The sequence below is a fragment of the Comamonas sp. F1-6 genome (genome assembly GCF_039581415.1).
Lineage (GTDB): Bacteria > Pseudomonadota > Gammaproteobacteria > Burkholderiales > Burkholderiaceae_C > Comamonas > Comamonas thiooxydans.
The window spans coordinates 176,948-192,354 of record NZ_JBCPWN010000009.1 but is presented as its reverse complement, the minus strand read 5'-3'; the positions used below and the strand labels follow the sequence as shown (position 1 = coordinate 192,354).

Here is a 15,407-nt window from a genome sequence, read left to right as displayed (position 1 = left end):
CCCTCTCATCGCAATCCACCAAAGATGCCTTTGCGCAGCTCACCAGGTGGGTGTTTGACCTGGCGAGTGCCTTGGTCACGGCAACCACTCACTTCATCAATTTCGGTCAGTTTGTCGGGGAGACTTTCGCTAAGGCGATTCACGGCAGTGCAGACCCTATTGAGCGGCTGGGCGATAGCATCAAGGATGCTAAGGTTGAGCTGGCGGCACTGAATAAGGAAATCGAGCGGCCAGGGAAGTTTGTTGCAGGGAATGGATACGACTCGCCAGAGGCCCTGAAGCAGCGGCGTGATGCTCTGGACAAGCAGATCAAGGCAATGCAAAAGTCCCAACAGGACTTTATCCGCCTGGCAAACAATCCGCCGCCGATATCGGCACCGTCCACAGCTCCCGACATGACTCCCCGCACTGTCGGGCCAGTCAACTTGAAGGATGGCAACAAGAAATCCTCCGCAGGGAAGACTCAAGCCCAGAAGGACCAGGAGGCTGCTGAGAAGTTCCTGCAGACTCTGCGTGACCAGGCTTTCAAGATTGAGCAGAAATCTGCATACGAGCAGCTGTTCTACGACATTCAGAGCAAGGGTGTAAAACTATCGGCGGAGCAGCTTGACTCGGCAATTGGTCTGGTCACGGCCATCGATATGGCGAAGGAGGCTGAGCTAACCCGTGCGGCCGCTGTCGAGCGTAATAACGTTCTATATGAGGCGCAGAATCGTCTGATCGCCAAAGAGCAGCAGCTGCAGCTGGAGCTTCTGACCTACGGCATGTGCGACAAGTCTGCCGCTGAGCTGCGCGAAAAGATCTCGCTGATGCAGCAGCACCAGGCAGAGCTGAGAAAGCTGCAGCAAGACCAGGCCAGCGCAGTCATCGGTGCAGACACTGAGAAAGAGCGTCAACGCATCCAGGCCGCGTTTGCTGAGCGTATTCGGATCACGCAGACCGCTCAGCAGCAGGAGCTGCAGCTGTATGAAGACTTCCTGCAGCAAAAGCGCGAGCGCGAGGGAAATTGGCTGCTTGGGGCTCAGTCGGGCTTGGCGACCTATCTGGAAAACGCCCGCGACATGTACTCGCAGGCGCAGGGCATCGCGTCCAGGGCCTTCACTGGCATGGAGGACATGCTGGTCAACTTCGTCAAGACCGGCCAGATGGATGTGGGGAGCCTGTTCGCTTCGATTGGCGAAGAAGTGCTGCGCATGCTGATCCGCATGGGCATTCAGATGGTGGCCAATAAGCTGCTGGGCGATACGTTGCAGGCGGCCGGCGTAGCCACTTCTGTGGCTGCTGGTGCTGCGACTGCTGCAGCTTGGGCGCCTGCTGCTGCCATGGCTTCGCTCGCATCGTTTGGTGCGAATGCGGCGCCTGCCAGCGCTGGCATTGCCAGCACGGTGGCCCTGAGCCAAGGCCTGGCAATGATCCCCGGCTTTGACCAGGGTGGCTATACCGGCCCTGGTGCACGGCTGCAGATCGCGGGCTGGGTGCATGCGGGCGAGGGCGTTCTCAACCAGGACGACATGGCCGCGCTTGGTGGGCCTGCAGCGTTTGAGGCATTCCGGCGCAATCTGCACGGCATGCCGGGCTATGCCGATGGTGGTGTGGTCGGTGCGCCGCGTATTGCAACCCGTGCCGACTATGCGGCGCAGCTTGCAGGCAGCGCACCCATCGTCAACGTCATTGAGGACGCCAGCAAGGCCGGCCAGATCGAACAGACGCAGAACGCGGATGGCAGCTACAGCACGAACGTGTTTGTTCGCAATATCCGCAACGGCGGCGAGGAAGCGCTTGCGCTGGAGACAACTTATGGGCTGACACGCCGAGGACGATAGATGGCAATTACTTCAAACATTGACTGGCCGCAAGGATTCCCATGCGTGCTGCGTGAAGGGCATACAACCCGACACGCCAGCCCCTTGTTGCGCACCAGCATGGCATCGGGCCGGTCGCGGCAGCGCCGCAAATTCACTAGCGTGCCCAGTGTGCACACGTGTGCATGGCTGATGACTCAGGCGCAGGCACAGGCTTTTGAAGCATGGTTTGCCGAGAAGCTGGTCGATGGCGTGGAGTGGTTCAACATGCCGCTCAGGACGCCCATGGGTCCGGGGAAGCTGCTTTGCCGATTCATGGACATCTATGAAGGACCCGACCTGGTGGGGATCGACCGCTGGCAGATCTCCGCTTCGATTGAGGTGTGGGCGCGGCCGCTGCTGCCGCCTGGCTGGGGTTTGCTGCCGGAGCTGGTGATCGGCTCCAGCATCATTGACCGGGCCGTGAATCAAGAATGGCCTGAGGGGTAGGCATGGCAACCAGTACAGCATTGAAGCTGCTCTATGCCGGCGACGATGTGACTACGGTGCGCATCTGTACGCTGGACATCGAACTGCCGGGTGGCGAGCACATACGTCTTGCTCACAGCTATGAAGATCTCACGCTGGGGGTGGACGGTGTGCCGCAGCTCTTCCAGGCCTGCAGCCTGGAGATGTCCCTGCCGGAGCGCAGCACCATTGGGAACCAGGCTCTGCGCTTTGGCCTGGGAGTGGTCGATGGTCGGGCGCATCGCTTGATCAAGGATGCGCTCGACTCTGGCCAGCCCTCGTATGTGGTCTATCGCGAGTATCTGTCGGACGACACGTCGGCGCCGGCGAAGGCTCCAAAGCGCATGTTGATCCAAGGGGGCGATATGAATAGCAACGTCCTGCAGGTCGAGGGCAGCTACTTCGATCTGCTCAATCTGGCCTGGCCACGTGATCGATATACGGCGGACAAGGCGCCTGGGGTCAAGTACCAATGAGGCAGTTCCTGCAGACGCGCTATGTGCGCGGTGGGCGCGGTCCTGTCGACTACGACTGCTGGGGCTTGGTGCGCGATGCGCGCTCGGCTCTGTTTGGCCGGACCTTGCTGCCGACCCTGCAGGATGCCCGGCCGGGTGAGCTGCGCGGCATCACGCGGGCGGTCGATCAGGTCATAGCCTTGCATGGCTTTGCGCCGTGCAGACCTCGGGTGGGCGCGGTTGCCACGGCCTGGAGGGCCAGCCTGTGCGTGCATGTGGGGCTGGTGGTCGAGGTGGACGGCCAGCTGCGAATACTCGAAACCGATGAGCCCGATGGGCCATGTCTGACTGCTCTCAACCGATTTCAGGCCCGCTACACGCGGGTTTTGTTTTATGACGATCAAGATTTACCCCGGTCAGATGCCGAGCCAGCCTGTGGAGTCGCACCCATGGGCGGGCACGATCGCGGGCTGGTTTGCGGCGGTCGGCATTGACTATGCGGCGCGTGAGATCCAGCCCATCACGCTGCACCTGAATGGCATGCTGCTGCCGTTGGATGCCTGGGCCGAGACGGTGATCAGCAATGAAGACCAGGTTGATATTCGCCCTATCCCTCACGGCGGCGTATTCAAGCTGGTGGGCAGCATCTTCAACTTCTTCTTCGGCTGGCTGCTCCCATCGACCAGCAACCAGCGCTATGACACGCCGCAGGGCAAGCAGCTGAGTTCGGCCGAGGGCAAGGCCAACACGGCAAAGCTCAATGGCGTAGTGCCTGAGCTGCTGGGTCAGTTCATCCGCTACCCCGACTATCTGACCCCGCCGCGCCGCTACTTCAGCACTCCGCGTGAGCAGTGGCTGGAGATGCTGCTCTGTGTCGGTCCTGGCCAGTACCAGATAGACCCGGCCACGGTCAAGATCGGCAACACGCCGCTGAGCACGCTGGAGGGTGCTGAGTTCACGGTGCACGGTCCTGGCGCTGATATCGGCGGCATCACCCAGCATGAAAACTGGTACAGCTGTCCCGAGGTGGGCGGCACCAGCGCCGGCACTGCGGGGCTTGAGCTGAGCGCCATTGACTCGGGCAACGTCAATCCCACGGCTGGCAGCTATGCGCTCAACGGAGCGCAGATTACTGCCGATGTGGATTGGCCCAATGCCTGGGGCTCTGGCACTGCCATGTCGCTGATGTTTGAGCAGGATGTGACGGTCGCAACGGTGCTGTTGACGGGAGAGGAGGGTGGCTCCTACAACACCTTCGCTGCGGACTGGCGCGAGATTGCGCCATCGCTGTGGATGCTGCTCACGGCATCCGGTGCGCTGACCGGCTCGCTGCGGGTGGAATCCGTGGCCGGCAACATGATCACCCTGGCTGAGCCTGTCAGCGACGGTGACGGGGGCTTCACCTATAGGCTCATCAGCGGCCTGCCCGATGGGGTCATATCGCTGGCCGTGTGCCGAGCTGGGCGCACCTACACGGCTGCGTCAGTGGCGGGACAGGTGCTGACGGTTGCACCCAGCGAGGGCGGCAGCTGGGCGGGCTTTGCGCCGCGCACAGTGCCGGCGGCAAAGGCCACGTTTGCCGTCCAGGCGGAAACTGTCTACGGTGAGCAGGCCGGCCCCTTTGTGGGCTGCCCGGCCGCTGAGGTTTCCAGCACGCTGGAGGTGGACATCTTTTTCAGCCAGGGCCTTTGTTATGTCTCCGACAAGGGGGAGGTGCAGGCCAGGTCCGTGGGGGTGGAGATCCAGTACCGGGACTATGCCACTGGCGGCGCCTGGCAGAGCGCGGTCAAGTGGTACACCGATGCCACCATGGACCAGATCGGCTACACAGAGCGCATCGCCTTGCCCTATGCCATGCGGCCGCAGGTACGGGTGCGGCGCCGGGGTGCCAAGAGCACCAGCACGCAGGTGCACGATGAGGTGCAGTGGTATGCCATGCGTACCCGGCTGCCCACGCGTACCAGCTACCCAGGCTGGACCACTCTGAGCGTGCGAGTGCGGGGCCTGGGGCAGATCGCGGCCAGGTCGGAGAATCAGCTCAACCTGGTGGCCACGCGCATGCTGCCCGTGCTGCAGGGGGATGGCTCCTGGAGCGCGCCGCAGCCTACGCGGGATATCTCGGCCGCACTGCGGCACATCTGCAGCACGGTGGGCTATGGGCTGGACAGCATCGACATGGCCGAGCTGCTGCGCCTGCATGGCATCTGGACGGCGCGCGGTGAAACGGCAGACCATGTGTTTGACGAAACCACGGTGCTCGCCGCCCTGCAGGCAGTGCTGGCCGCCGGCATGGCCGAGCTGACGATTGATGACGGCCTGCTGCGCCCTGTGCGCGCCGGTGTGCGCACGGTCGAGGACGGCCACGCCTACAGCGCTCAGAACACCACGGAGGGTATTGCGCGGTCATTCAGCGGTATCCGGCCCGATGACAACGATGGCGTGGAGGTGGAGTTCAGCGACGCCGGCGACAACTGGAACACCAAGACGGTGAACTGTGTGCTGCCTGGCTCGCTGGGCATCAAGCTGGAAAAGCTCAAGGTACTGGGGGTGACGGACCGCACGCGCGCCTGGCGCATAGGCATGCGCCGCGCCAGGCAGCTGCGGTATGAACGCTGGACGTACAGCTTCACCACGGAACTGGACGCGCTGAACAACAGCTACGGCGACTTTGTCAGCCTGGTGGATGACATCCCCGGCTTTGGTCAATCGGCTCTGCTCATTGGCATCAGCAATGCCAGCGGCCAGGCCCGGCTGGAGGTGACAGAGCCGCTGCGCTGGGATGGTGCAGATCCGTATGTTGTGGCGTTTCGCAGGCCTGACGGCACGCTGGCCGGACCATGGCCAGCCGCTCAAGGGGCGAATGCCTATGAAGTGGTGGCCCCGATACCGGTCGGGGAGTGGCCGCAGATCAAGCTGCCAGAGCCGCCGCATGTGTATTTCGGGCCGGTCACCCGCTGGAGCTTCCCGGCCATCGTCAAGAAGGTCAGTCCCAGCGGTACCGATGGTGCCAGCGTGCAGTGCGTGAACTACGACGCACGCCTGTTCGATGACGACAACAACGCGCCACCGCCACTTTGAGTAGACGGCCTTCTGGCCGAAGAGATCTTTAACACCCGCCCGCATGGTTTGCCCTGCGGGCTTTTTGTTTTGTGCGAGGACACATGACTACCTACCACACAGGCAACCCGTTGGGTAGCCAGGACCCGCGTGATCTCTTCGATAGCTCGGAAAACCTGGACAGTGCCGTCAATACGCAGTCGGAAGACACTTGGCAAGACCGTTTCGGCAAGCCGCGCAAGACGTGGCACGGCATCGAAAAGCAGGCGCAAATCGATATTGATGCTTCTGCAGCGCAGGCAACAGCACTAGCCGAAGGGTATCGGGACGAGGCCCGCGATGCACGCGATGATGCGAGGGCAGCGGCCGGCGCAATCGGCCCGCTCAAGTTCTACGACACCTACGCTCAGGCCATGGGTGATGCCGCGAACTGGCCAACGGAGGGCTTGATCGAGATCGCGCGTGACGAGACCCGTGACGGTGCGCGCACGCGATATCGGCCGAATGGCTCTGCGCTGGACTTCGTTGTGAACCTAGATCAGCTGCGCCTTGATTTGTTGGCTGCGGGCGGAGCTGAGCGCGTGATGGTTCGCCAGGCTGTGGATGCTCAGGTTCGCAGTGTGGCCGATGTTCTGACCCGTGACCTGATCAATCCGCGCATGTACGGCGGGCACTGGGATGGCGTTGGCGACGACACGGATGCAATGATGAAGGCGCACACGCTCGCAAATTCTCGACGAGTCCCGGTGAGCTACGCCGGAATTTCGAAATTCTGCGTGCAGGCAGATGCCCGAATCCCTGTGCACACTAGCGTTGATTTCTGTGGCTCCCGGATGATCATCCTTGGCGGCGTTGAGGCAGCGCCAAGCTTCGACAGGTTCAACACGGTCTTCATCATCAGCGACCCAGACTGCCCACTTGTCTCCGTGACCGGGCCGGTGTTGGCTTCGAATCTGGTCAGGGGGTCAATATTCCCTACGCGTGGACTTTTCGACGGCCATGGTTATGCAAAATTGACTTGCGCCCTCCAGGTTCCAGACCGATCAAAGGCTGGAACTATGGATTACTCACAGTCGTTCAAGGTAAACAGGCATTCAACCGTTTCGCATCCGCTTAGCACGAATTGCTCTGCACATGCAGCATCAATAAAAGTTGAGTATCGCAAAACATCAAATACCCAGCTGTTGCTGAAAAGCATAAGCCTTGTCGAAGGAGATTGGAATAATCAGCGGGTTTTTCAAATAGAGAGATGCAACACAGTAATAAGCGGGTTTAGCCTTTTGTTTAATGGTGTAGGAGGCGTATACGACAATGTGTGTGAAATAGTTGTTGTTAATGATGCTTCGGATATTCGAATAGATGGCTATACAACAACAGGCAGGCCAACAAACAAAAGCGTAGGCTCTTATTGTCTCGCAATCTATGGTGGTGCTGATATTCTAATAAATGGAATGAAATCAATTACAGGATGGGGCTCTGTTGGATCAAATAATGTCAATGGAATCTATTTCAAAGACTGCATCCTTAATCGGGTGGATGCCCATAGCTCTGGCCATAATATTTTTGTAGATGGCGGAGAGCTTCATGATATTGGGATTAAGTACGGATGGGGTGGAGGATTAATAAAGGCATCTAATCTAATTCTCTACGGATGCTCCGCAATTTCTACAAGAGACGATTATGGCGGATTGTTTTATGGAACACTGTTTGTGATTGGATGCGCATCATCTGAGGCCAAATCAATCAGCATCCCGGTTGTTGTAGATTGCGAGACAAACCCTATTGGCGCAGTGATTCCAATTCAGGCGCCGAATGCGATAGTACAGGGAATATCAAGAATCGGTGGATCGCAGGCAGCAGTTGGAGAGATTGCTCCTATTGCAATCAAAGTGCGACAATCTGGAGATATAGTTTATTCGCCAAGTATCGTCTCTGTAAAAGGAGTATGTAGCTCAGAGCGTTGGCGGTTCAGCATGCGTTTAGACTGGATGAACTTCTCTGGAAACACTGGAAGTAATTTCATTGTTGAAGTTCTTGATGTCTCAGCGACCCATGGAGCGTTACCAACAACAGGGGTTACAGGCTATGCTGCATTCGGCATCCAGCCAACATCACGGGCCGCCATCTCAATCTTGTGCAGCAATGTCAGAAACATTGCTCTGCGCTGTGCTCGCGAGGATGTGCCGATCATTCGCATGGCAGATTGCGCAATCAATGAGGTGTCTGTTCCTCAGACGGCACCACCGAGGCTGCTTATTTCAGGAGGTGAGTTGGTCTCTCCAACGGAAGGCCTTGGTGTTCTTATCGTTGGAGCCCCTCGACTGTCTGTCTCAAGGAACTACACCAGCATGCAAGGGGTGACAGTCTCGCCAGACAAGCGCTGGGACTTGTCTAAAGTCGCGGCAATGTCAGGCGTACTCGTAGAGTCTGGGACGGAGCAGCCTATACTCCCAGCCGGTGTGACTCAGTTGCAGGCGCTTAACGGGTGGAGGCAATGGAGTTGAGGGATTACTTAATTAAATCTGGTGGCTTTATGAAGAGAGAAATAAGATTTAAAGAGTGGGGGCAGAATGTCGATGAAATTCATGAGCCGACAGATTTTTATATATCCAAATGTGACGCTTCTCTTATAAACAAAGGATACTCACTAAGAACAGATGGTGATGGTAATATAATCTGCGGGAATGATGTAGATAACTCTAGCGGTAAAATATTGATGCTGGGTGATTCATTTGTCGAATCTTTATATGTCGATGAAAAAGATAGATTTGCATCTTGTGTTGAGAGAAATTTGCATGAGCTAGGGTTTAAATTTAATGTGTGGAATGGCGGGTATTCTGGCGCAACGTCATTGCACCTTTATGTGAATCTAATAACTAAATATCTAAGATATTCTAGTGAAATAAAGCTTGTTATGCTTTTTCAGCCATCATGCGATGGCGGGCCTCTCAACCACTCGCGCGGGTATTGGAATCGGGATAAATTTTTTGCGCCAATAATTGATAGTAGAAATTCGAGTGACTCTAAAGAGTTGTATGACTCTGAGATAAATTTTGATCACATGAGGAAGATTCATAGAGTCTTTTACAGCACCTGCAGAGAGTACTCAATCCCAGTTTGTTTGGTCAAAACTCCGTTTCGTGACTTTTCATGGGGCGATGATCCAGATCAATCTCGGGTTTATAAAAGTCGTGCCCAGCTTGACGAAAGACGGAGGATAATGAATGCGTTGATGTCAAATGCTGATGCTATTGCCAAAGAAAGCTCTGTCGATGTCCTTGATTTAGAGAAAGAAGTTGGAAGTAATTTTAAGTATTTCTACGATAGCTTACATCTAAATAATCATGGGTCATACGAGGTCGGGAGGATCATCAGCAATCATATTGTTGAAAGAGGTCTTGTCATCTCTTAAATTGGAATGCATGAATCAACCAACCCGCCCCTGGCGGGTTTTTTTATGCCCGAGGGAGGGCAACAAATGGCAGAACCTGCATCGACCACGACGGCAGTGACCATCATCGGCGCCGCAGTCTCCACGCAAGTGCTCACGGCATTTGGGGTGCCGCTAGGGCTACGTGCTGACGTGCTGCTCGCCGGCTTTCTGGGCAGCCTGATCGCAATCATTTTGCTGAACACCGTGCCGGGCAGCAACGACACCTTGCGGGACATGGTGCGCCTGGCTTTTCGCCGCATGGCCGTTGCTGGAGCCAGCTCCCTCACGGCGGGTTATCTCACGCCGCTGGTTTTGCTTGTGGCCAACGTGCCTGAGTCCGTCCTGCTGTCGATGGCTTGCATTGTCGGGGCTGGCGCGCAGAGCTTTCTGCGGTCGTTCATTGGCAAGTACCTGCCCAAGCAGGGCCAGGCTGAAGGGGGCTGACCATGTTCTATCCCGTGATCACTTTGCTCAGCGTGCTGCACTGGCTCTGCGGCCTGGTCGTTGTGGCCGAGGCGCTTAACAAGCTGGAGCGCACTGCGCCCTGCAGGCCAGGGCTTGCTCCTCGCACGCGCTTGGTGGCCTGGCTCAAGGCCATCGCATGGGCGCTGCTCGCTCTGGGTGGTGCTGGTGCCCTGGTGGCGCCATGGCTACGGCCCACACCCCCAACCCTTGCCGATGTCTGCGTCATCGCAGGCTTCACTTTTCTCATCATTCGCACCCGTTTTAAGGAGGGTTGATCCATGAAGTTGACAGAGCATTTCACCTTGGCCGAGCTGGTGGCCAGCAGCACCGCGCGCAGGCTCGGGGTGGACAACACGCCGACCGCTGATGCCTTACAGCAGTTGTACCGCACAGCCCAGATGCTTGAGCGCGTGCGTGGCTTTCTCGGCGGCCATGCGCTCATCGTCACCAGCGGCTATCGAAATCGTCAGGTCAATGCCGCTGTGGGCGGTGTCTCATCTAGTGACCACTCTCAAGGCATGGCAGCCGACGTAAAGATCCCCGCATACGGTACGCCGTATCAGGTGGCCAAGGCCCTGGCGCCACAGATTCAAGCTCTGGTCATTGGGCAAATCATCTATGAGAGCGTGGGCGGTGCTCAGTGGGTGCACCTGTCCACGCGCATCCCCCTGCAGGCGGTCAATCGCGTGATTACCGTGTACGGTAGAACCACCATGATGGGGATTCAGCCGGTATGACGGCCGCAGCAAAGATTGTTGCAGCGCTTGCCCTGGCGCTGCTTCTGAGCCTGGCGGGCAATGTGGGCCTGTCCCTGATGTACGTGGGGCAGCATGACGCGGCGACCCTGGCCAGGGCAGACGCCGATCACGCCGGCGAAAAGGAGTCGCTGGCGCGCGGGAGTGCAGACGTGTGCACAAAAGCCGTCGAGGCATTGCAGCTGGTCGGTGAAGGTCTCAAGCGCGAGCGCGACCAGGCGCGAGTACAGGCTGCTACGGTCGCAGCAGGGCATAAGGCCCGCGCAGACAAGATCCTGAGCACGTCGGCAGCAGTGCGTGGTGATGCATGCGCAAGCGCACAGGCCCGAGTGGCTGAGCTGCTGGCGTCCCGTCAGTCTGGAGGAGGTCAGTGATGCGCCGTTTACCCCTACTCTCGGCTGCGCTGGCGGCCGCTGTTCTCCTGGCTGGTTGCAGCGCCACGCCGCCTGCGAGGGTCGAAATTCAGCAGGTCAAGGTCGCCGTGCCTGTGCCTTGCGATGAGCCCGAGCCGGAGCGTCCCAATATGCCGACCGAGCACCTCGCGGGTGACGCTGATGTGGATTCATATGTACAGGCGGCAGCGGCAGAGATTGAGCGCCGGGAGGGCTACGAGATACAACTGCGGGGGGCTCTAGCCAACTGCAGAAGGGCCATTAATCACTGAGGAGGACGCCCTTCCTGATATCTGTGCTGCCGCATTTGCATATGGGATTGGTCGGGGCGCTTCTTTTACGCAGGGACTCGTAGTCATTGGCATTAGCTTCTGTAAAGCCCTCCCACGCCTCATCGGAGCGTCCCCAGTCGTCACTACTGCGAATCAACACTCCTGTGTGCCCGCAGCTATGGCATTTGGCTTCGTAGCGATATGTGTCCCAACTCATGTTCAGCGCTCTCCTGATCCTGAAGTTAATGAGAGGGCGTGGTTACTTAGGCCACTGCCCCCGCTCTTTCAACTCGTAGATTGGATATCGAGTCGAACGCCACCGATCTAGCTCTTCACCGCAAACATTGCAGTCCTTGCTGTCACTGTCTTTTACAGGGACTTGGTGGTATTTGACGCTGTATATAGATCCACACGTTGGGCAGGTTTTATCTGCACCAGTTTGCATTCCCCAAGTAACCATTGCGACCCCTCCGTCTGATATTTTTACAAGGCAGATCGAATTACTCGTCGTAATCCTCTTCCTGGTCGAAGATGGAGGACGGGATTTCAACCTGGTTGTCATTCAAGTCAGCAATTTTCTTTGACAATGCCGCAGGAATTTCAGCGTGAAATTCAATGAGGTAGGTGAGGCCATAGTCATCCTGACTCCGAAGCTCTGACGGATCTAGTGAGATGTACTCGCTGTAAGTCAGACCTAAATAAGCTGCGATCAGCTCATCCTGGCGGCGCTCTTGATATTCCTCTAATTGACGACTGCTCATGGCTCCTCCTTGATTGATTCTTCATTATGCAGAGTTCGTGTGAAATCTCCGAATAGGCAGTTTTTCCTGTTTACATGACTTGGGGATACTTCTTTGCCTGTGTAATCGAGCTATAGCCAAAACATGAAAACCTCCCTGGTGCTTCGGCATCGGGGCGGTTTTTTTGTTTATGCGCGGTACGGTTACTGTGTCAGGGCTCGCAGTCCTCGTAGATCCAGGCTTTCATTTCTGAGTACGCGTCTGCACTGCGAAAGTCCAGGCACTGGGGGTGCTTGGACTGCAGATACTCATAAAACAGATTCATGGCGACGCCCATGGCCATGTAGTCCGATTCGGCCATCAGATCACTCCAGGCGTACCAATGGTCAATGATTGCGCTGCGCGCATCTTCACGTCGCATGACTTCTCTCCCCTGGCACGCATATCCATGCTTGCCTGATAAAGCTCTGCGTGTACGTGCGACTGCCATTCAGCCTCATGCTGCCCTTGTCGATGGCCACGAGATTGCAACAGTTCAGTGCCTCGATGACGTCCTTAATGCCTGGAGGAGCGCCGGGTTCTGGAAGTAGGTGCGCTTGGTTCTTGGGCATGCCAGTGCCGGGCAGCTTTGAATGCATGTACAGCCATCCATACGCGCCGTTTGCCTGCGCGATTTCAGGCGGCAGCCGTTGGCCGTCTTCGTACAGTTGATAGATAGTGCACCACATACTGTTAATTTATACAGTATTTGAAAAACCTTTCGTCAACCATGTGCTGCGATGAGTCTGCTAGTGCTGTGTAGTAGCGTAGGTTTGGGCGTGGATCTTTGTGTGGGTGTGCGCGGTTTCGATATAACCTATTGATTGTTAAAGGTATTCAAGGATTGCAAATCCGGTTAGACCAGTTCGACTCTGGTTCGCGCCTCCAAACTTGTGGCACAAGCCCTGCAGATGAAAGTCTGCAGGGCTTTTTGCTTTGTGCGCCTGGTATCTGAATACGCCGCAAATCCTGAAGGTGGGCGCCGCATCTGCATCGCCCTATGCAACTCAGGCCTGCTGCAGGCCATGTCCTTTCGCTATGCAAAAGCCCAGGGCAACGCCCTGGGCGAGTCGGAGAAGACGGGAGCGATGCCCGCGTTCAGGCGGGCTCGGCCAGTTTCACGCTCTGACGCAATGTCTTGGCGGCTTCGACCATATGTTGCAGCGCCGGAATCACTTCGGCCCACTGACGTGTCTTGAGACCGCAGTCAGGGTTGACCCAAAGGCGTTCCGTGGGAATGCGTTTTGCAGCTTTTTGCATGAGCTCCACGATGCCTGCCTTGGTGGGAATATTGGGAGAGTGGATGTCATAGACGCCCGGACCGATCTCATTGGGGTAATCGAAGTGCTCGAAGGCCTCCAGCAACTCCATGTCCGAGCGCGAAGTCTCTATGGTGATCACATCGGCGTCCATGGCTGCAATCGAAGCAATGATGTCGTTGAACTCCGAATAGCACATATGGGTGTGAATCTGGGTTTCATCGGCAACGCCATTGGCGCTGATGCGGAAGGACTCCACGGCCCAGTGCAGATATTCCTTCCATTGTGATTTGCGCAATGGCAAGCCCTCGCGCAATGCAGCCTCGTCGATCTGGATCACGCGCACGCCGGCTCTTTCCAGATCCAGCACTTCCGCGCGAATCGCCAGAGCCAGCTGATAGCAGGATGTGGCGCGCGGCTGGTCATCGCGCACGAATGACCAGTTCAGGATGGTGACCGGGCCTGTCAGCATGCCTTTCATGGGTTTGCGGGTCAAGGACTGGGCGTACTGGATCCATTCCGTCGTCATCGCCTTGGGGCGGCTGATGTCGCCGAACAGAATGGGCGGCTTGACGCAGCGTGAGCCATAGGACTGCACCCAGCCGAACTGGCTGAAGGCATAGCCGTCGAGTTGCTCGCCAAAATATTCGACCATATCGTTGCGCTCGGCCTCGCCATGTACCAGAACGTCCAGCCCCAGAGCCTCCTGCTCTTGCACGCAGCGTTCGATCTCGGCGCGCATGGCTCCTTGGTAGCGGGCGAAATCCAGGTGACCGGCCTTGAATTCGCTGCGTGCCTGGCGGATCTCTGCCGTCTGTGGGAAAGAGCCGATAGTGGTGGTCGGGAAGGCTGGCAGCTTGAGCAAGCGGGCTTGCTTGGGGGCGCGTGCTTCATATCTGCTCTGGCGCTGGCCCAGCCCGGCGCTGATCTGCTTGACCGCAGCTTGCACCACGGGGTTGTGGACGCGAGGCGATGTGCGGCGTGCAGCCAGAGCTGAAGCGTTGTCGGCCAGTTCGGCCTTGACGCAATCTCGGCCATGGCGCAAAGCCTTGCCCAGCACGCGCAGCTCATCCAGTTTCTGCAGAGCATAGGCCAGCCAGGATTTGATGTCGGCATCCAGCTTTTGTTCGCTGTTCAGATCCACGGGTACATGCAGCAAGGAGCAGGATGGCGCAATCCAGAGACGGTCGCCCAGGCGCTCTGCCAGCGGCTCCACCCAGTCCAGCACGGCAGCCAGATCGGTTTTCCAGATATTGCGGCCGTTGATCACGCCCAGCGACAGTACCTTGTGCGCGGGCAGCAGCCCCAGCAGCTGTTGCACATCGTCCTGGCCGTTGATGGCATCGATGTGCAGGCCGGCTACGGGCAGGTTTGCTGCCAGATATTTGTTTTCGGCCAACTGGCCGAAATAGGTCGCCAGCAGCAGCTTGACCCTGCAGCTCTTGAGGTGGTGGTAAGCAGTGTTGAACGCATGTTGCCAGTCGGCATCGAGTTCGGTGACCAGGATGGGTTCGTCAATCTGTACCCATTCCACACCCTGGGTCGCCAGCGCATCCAGTAGTTGCGCATAGACGGGCAGCAGCCGCTGCAGCAGCTCCAGCTTGCTGGCGCCGTCCTTGGCCTTGCCCAGCGCCAGATAGGTGACGGGGCCTATGAGGACGGGCTTGGCCTGTATGCCTTGTGTCCTGGCTTCGGCCAGTTGTTCCAGCAGGCGCGATGCATCGAGCTTGAATTCGGTGGTCGAGCTGAACTCGGGCACGATGTAGTGGTAGTTGGTGTCAAACCATTTGGTCATCTCGCCCGCGGCGACGCCAGCGCAGCAGTGGGTGTGGCCGGTGCTACGGGATTCGGTTGTGACCGCCGAACGGCCACGGGCCACGCGAAAGTAGTTGTCCAGTGCATCGCCTTCGAAGTCTTGCACCCGTTCGGGCAGATTGCCCAGCGTAAAGCTCATGTCCAGTACTTGGTCGTAGAACGCGAAGTCACCCACGGGCACCCAGTCCAGCTCTTGCTGCGCGGTCCAGTGGCGTTGGCGCAGCTCGGCGCCCAGCGCCTTGAGCGCATCGCGCGAGGATTCACCTCTCCAGTAGGACTCCAGCGCGAACTTCAGTTCGCGCTTTGCGCCGATGCGAGGAAAGCCCAGGTTGTGAATAGTCGTCATGCAGAAATCCAGTCTTGTGATCTTCGGCCCATGGCCAGAGTGGCTTGGGTCAGCGGACTGGATGTTCCTG

General features: G+C 57.7%; 14 protein-coding genes. 11 read left to right on the top strand and 3 right to left on the bottom strand.

All coding sequences use genetic code 11. The features are described from left to right. The 11 genes from AAIL66_RS12055 to AAIL66_RS12005 form a co-directional block, all read left to right on the top strand. Window positions 1-1,823, top strand: a 1,823-nt coding sequence (locus AAIL66_RS12055) for a phage tail tape measure C-terminal domain-containing protein (RefSeq protein WP_343496838.1), incomplete at its 5' end; no start/stop codon positions are given. An 84-nt stretch (window positions 1,824-1,907) separates the two neighbouring features. Then, window positions 1,908-2,291, top strand: coding sequence for a hypothetical protein (locus tag AAIL66_RS12050; RefSeq protein ID WP_343496837.1), 384 nt, complete (start codon window positions 1,908-1,910; stop codon window positions 2,289-2,291). A gap of 2 nt (window positions 2,292-2,293) precedes the next feature. Further along, window positions 2,294-2,785: a DUF1833 family protein gene (locus AAIL66_RS12045; RefSeq protein ID WP_343496836.1), complete on the top strand. Its 492-nt coding sequence runs from the start codon at window positions 2,294-2,296 to the stop codon at window positions 2,783-2,785. Beyond that, window positions 2,782-3,258, top strand: coding sequence for a hypothetical protein (locus AAIL66_RS12040; protein ID WP_343496835.1), 477 nt, complete (start codon window positions 2,782-2,784; stop codon window positions 3,256-3,258). The genes AAIL66_RS12045 and AAIL66_RS12040 overlap by 4 nt, the downstream gene beginning before the upstream one ends. Next, window positions 3,158-5,842: a host specificity factor TipJ family phage tail protein gene (locus AAIL66_RS12035; protein WP_343496834.1), complete on the top strand. Its 2,685-nt coding sequence runs from the start codon at window positions 3,158-3,160 to the stop codon at window positions 5,840-5,842. The genes AAIL66_RS12040 and AAIL66_RS12035 overlap by 101 nt, the downstream gene beginning before the upstream one ends. Window positions 5,843-5,925: 83 nt before the next feature. Then, a complete protein-coding gene (locus AAIL66_RS12030; RefSeq protein ID WP_343496833.1) occupies window positions 5,926-8,325 on the top strand; it encodes a hypothetical protein in 2,400 nt (799 codons plus the stop codon). Beyond that, window positions 8,316-9,233, top strand: coding sequence for a hypothetical protein (locus AAIL66_RS12025; protein ID WP_343496832.1), 918 nt, complete (start codon window positions 8,316-8,318; stop codon window positions 9,231-9,233). Before AAIL66_RS12030 ends, AAIL66_RS12025 begins: the two co-directional genes overlap by 10 nt. Window positions 9,234-9,299: 66 nt before the next feature. Continuing rightward, window positions 9,300-9,698 (top strand): hypothetical protein, encoded by a 399-nt coding sequence (locus AAIL66_RS12020; protein WP_230629866.1) that lies wholly within the window; start codon window positions 9,300-9,302, stop codon window positions 9,696-9,698. A 2-nt stretch (window positions 9,699-9,700) separates the two neighbouring features. Beyond that, complete coding sequence (locus tag AAIL66_RS12015; RefSeq protein ID WP_052223796.1) at window positions 9,701-9,994, top strand: hypothetical protein; 294 nt, start codon at window positions 9,701-9,703, stop codon at window positions 9,992-9,994. 3 nt (window positions 9,995-9,997) lie between these two features. After that, the gene (locus AAIL66_RS12010; RefSeq protein WP_343496831.1) at window positions 9,998-10,456 is read left to right on the top strand and encodes a D-Ala-D-Ala carboxypeptidase family metallohydrolase; all 459 of its coding nucleotides are present in this window, start codon (window positions 9,998-10,000) and stop codon (window positions 10,454-10,456) included. After that, entirely contained in the window at window positions 10,453-10,848 is a 396-nt protein-coding gene (locus AAIL66_RS12005; RefSeq protein WP_343496830.1) for a hypothetical protein, read from the top strand. The genes AAIL66_RS12010 and AAIL66_RS12005 overlap by 4 nt, the downstream gene beginning before the upstream one ends. A gap of 790 nt (window positions 10,849-11,638) precedes the next feature. On the opposite strand, the gene AAIL66_RS12000 is transcribed toward AAIL66_RS12005, so the two are convergent. From AAIL66_RS12000 to metE, 3 genes are all read right to left on the bottom strand, one after another. Further along, the gene (locus AAIL66_RS12000; RefSeq protein WP_343496829.1) at window positions 11,639-11,899 is read right to left on the bottom strand and encodes a hypothetical protein; all 261 of its coding nucleotides are present in this window, start codon (window positions 11,897-11,899) and stop codon (window positions 11,639-11,641) included. Window positions 11,900-12,089: 190 nt separating this feature from the next. Next, the gene (locus tag AAIL66_RS11995; RefSeq protein WP_343496828.1) at window positions 12,090-12,299 is read right to left on the bottom strand and encodes a hypothetical protein; all 210 of its coding nucleotides are present in this window, start codon (window positions 12,297-12,299) and stop codon (window positions 12,090-12,092) included. A gap of 716 nt (window positions 12,300-13,015) precedes the next feature. Further along, window positions 13,016-15,337: a 5-methyltetrahydropteroyltriglutamate--homocysteine S-methyltransferase gene (metE, locus tag AAIL66_RS11990; RefSeq protein WP_034410301.1), complete on the bottom strand. Its 2,322-nt coding sequence runs from the start codon at window positions 15,335-15,337 to the stop codon at window positions 13,016-13,018. Window positions 15,338-15,407 lie beyond the last annotated feature (70 nt).

Excerpts from the sequence above, each read along its gene's own strand:
- AAIL66_RS12015 (WP_052223796.1), top strand. The coding sequence starts at position 9,701 with ATGTTCTATCCCGTGATCACTTTGCTCAGCGTGCTGCACTGGCTCTGC.
- AAIL66_RS12010 (WP_343496831.1), top strand. The coding sequence starts at position 9,998 with ATGAAGTTGACAGAGCATTTCACCTTGGCCGAGCTGGTGGCCAGCAGC.
- AAIL66_RS12000 (WP_343496829.1), bottom strand. The coding sequence starts at position 11,899 with ATGAGCAGTCGTCAATTAGAGGAATATCAAGAGCGCCGCCAGGATGAG.
- AAIL66_RS12035 (WP_343496834.1), top strand. The coding sequence starts at position 3,158 with ATGACGATCAAGATTTACCCCGGTCAGATGCCGAGCCAGCCTGTGGAG.
- AAIL66_RS12020 (WP_230629866.1), top strand. The coding sequence starts at position 9,300 with ATGGCAGAACCTGCATCGACCACGACGGCAGTGACCATCATCGGCGCC.
- AAIL66_RS11995 (WP_343496828.1), bottom strand. The coding sequence starts at position 12,299 with ATGCGACGTGAAGATGCGCGCAGCGCAATCATTGACCATTGGTACGCC.
- AAIL66_RS12030 (WP_343496833.1), top strand. The coding sequence starts at position 5,926 with ATGACTACCTACCACACAGGCAACCCGTTGGGTAGCCAGGACCCGCGT.
- metE (WP_034410301.1), bottom strand. The coding sequence starts at position 15,337 with ATGACGACTATTCACAACCTGGGCTTTCCTCGCATCGGCGCAAAGCGC.
- AAIL66_RS12025 (WP_343496832.1), top strand. The coding sequence starts at position 8,316 with ATGGAGTTGAGGGATTACTTAATTAAATCTGGTGGCTTTATGAAGAGA.
- AAIL66_RS12005 (WP_343496830.1), top strand. The coding sequence starts at position 10,453 with ATGACGGCCGCAGCAAAGATTGTTGCAGCGCTTGCCCTGGCGCTGCTT.
- AAIL66_RS12045 (WP_343496836.1), top strand. The coding sequence starts at position 2,294 with ATGGCAACCAGTACAGCATTGAAGCTGCTCTATGCCGGCGACGATGTG.
- AAIL66_RS12040 (WP_343496835.1), top strand. The coding sequence starts at position 2,782 with ATGAGGCAGTTCCTGCAGACGCGCTATGTGCGCGGTGGGCGCGGTCCT.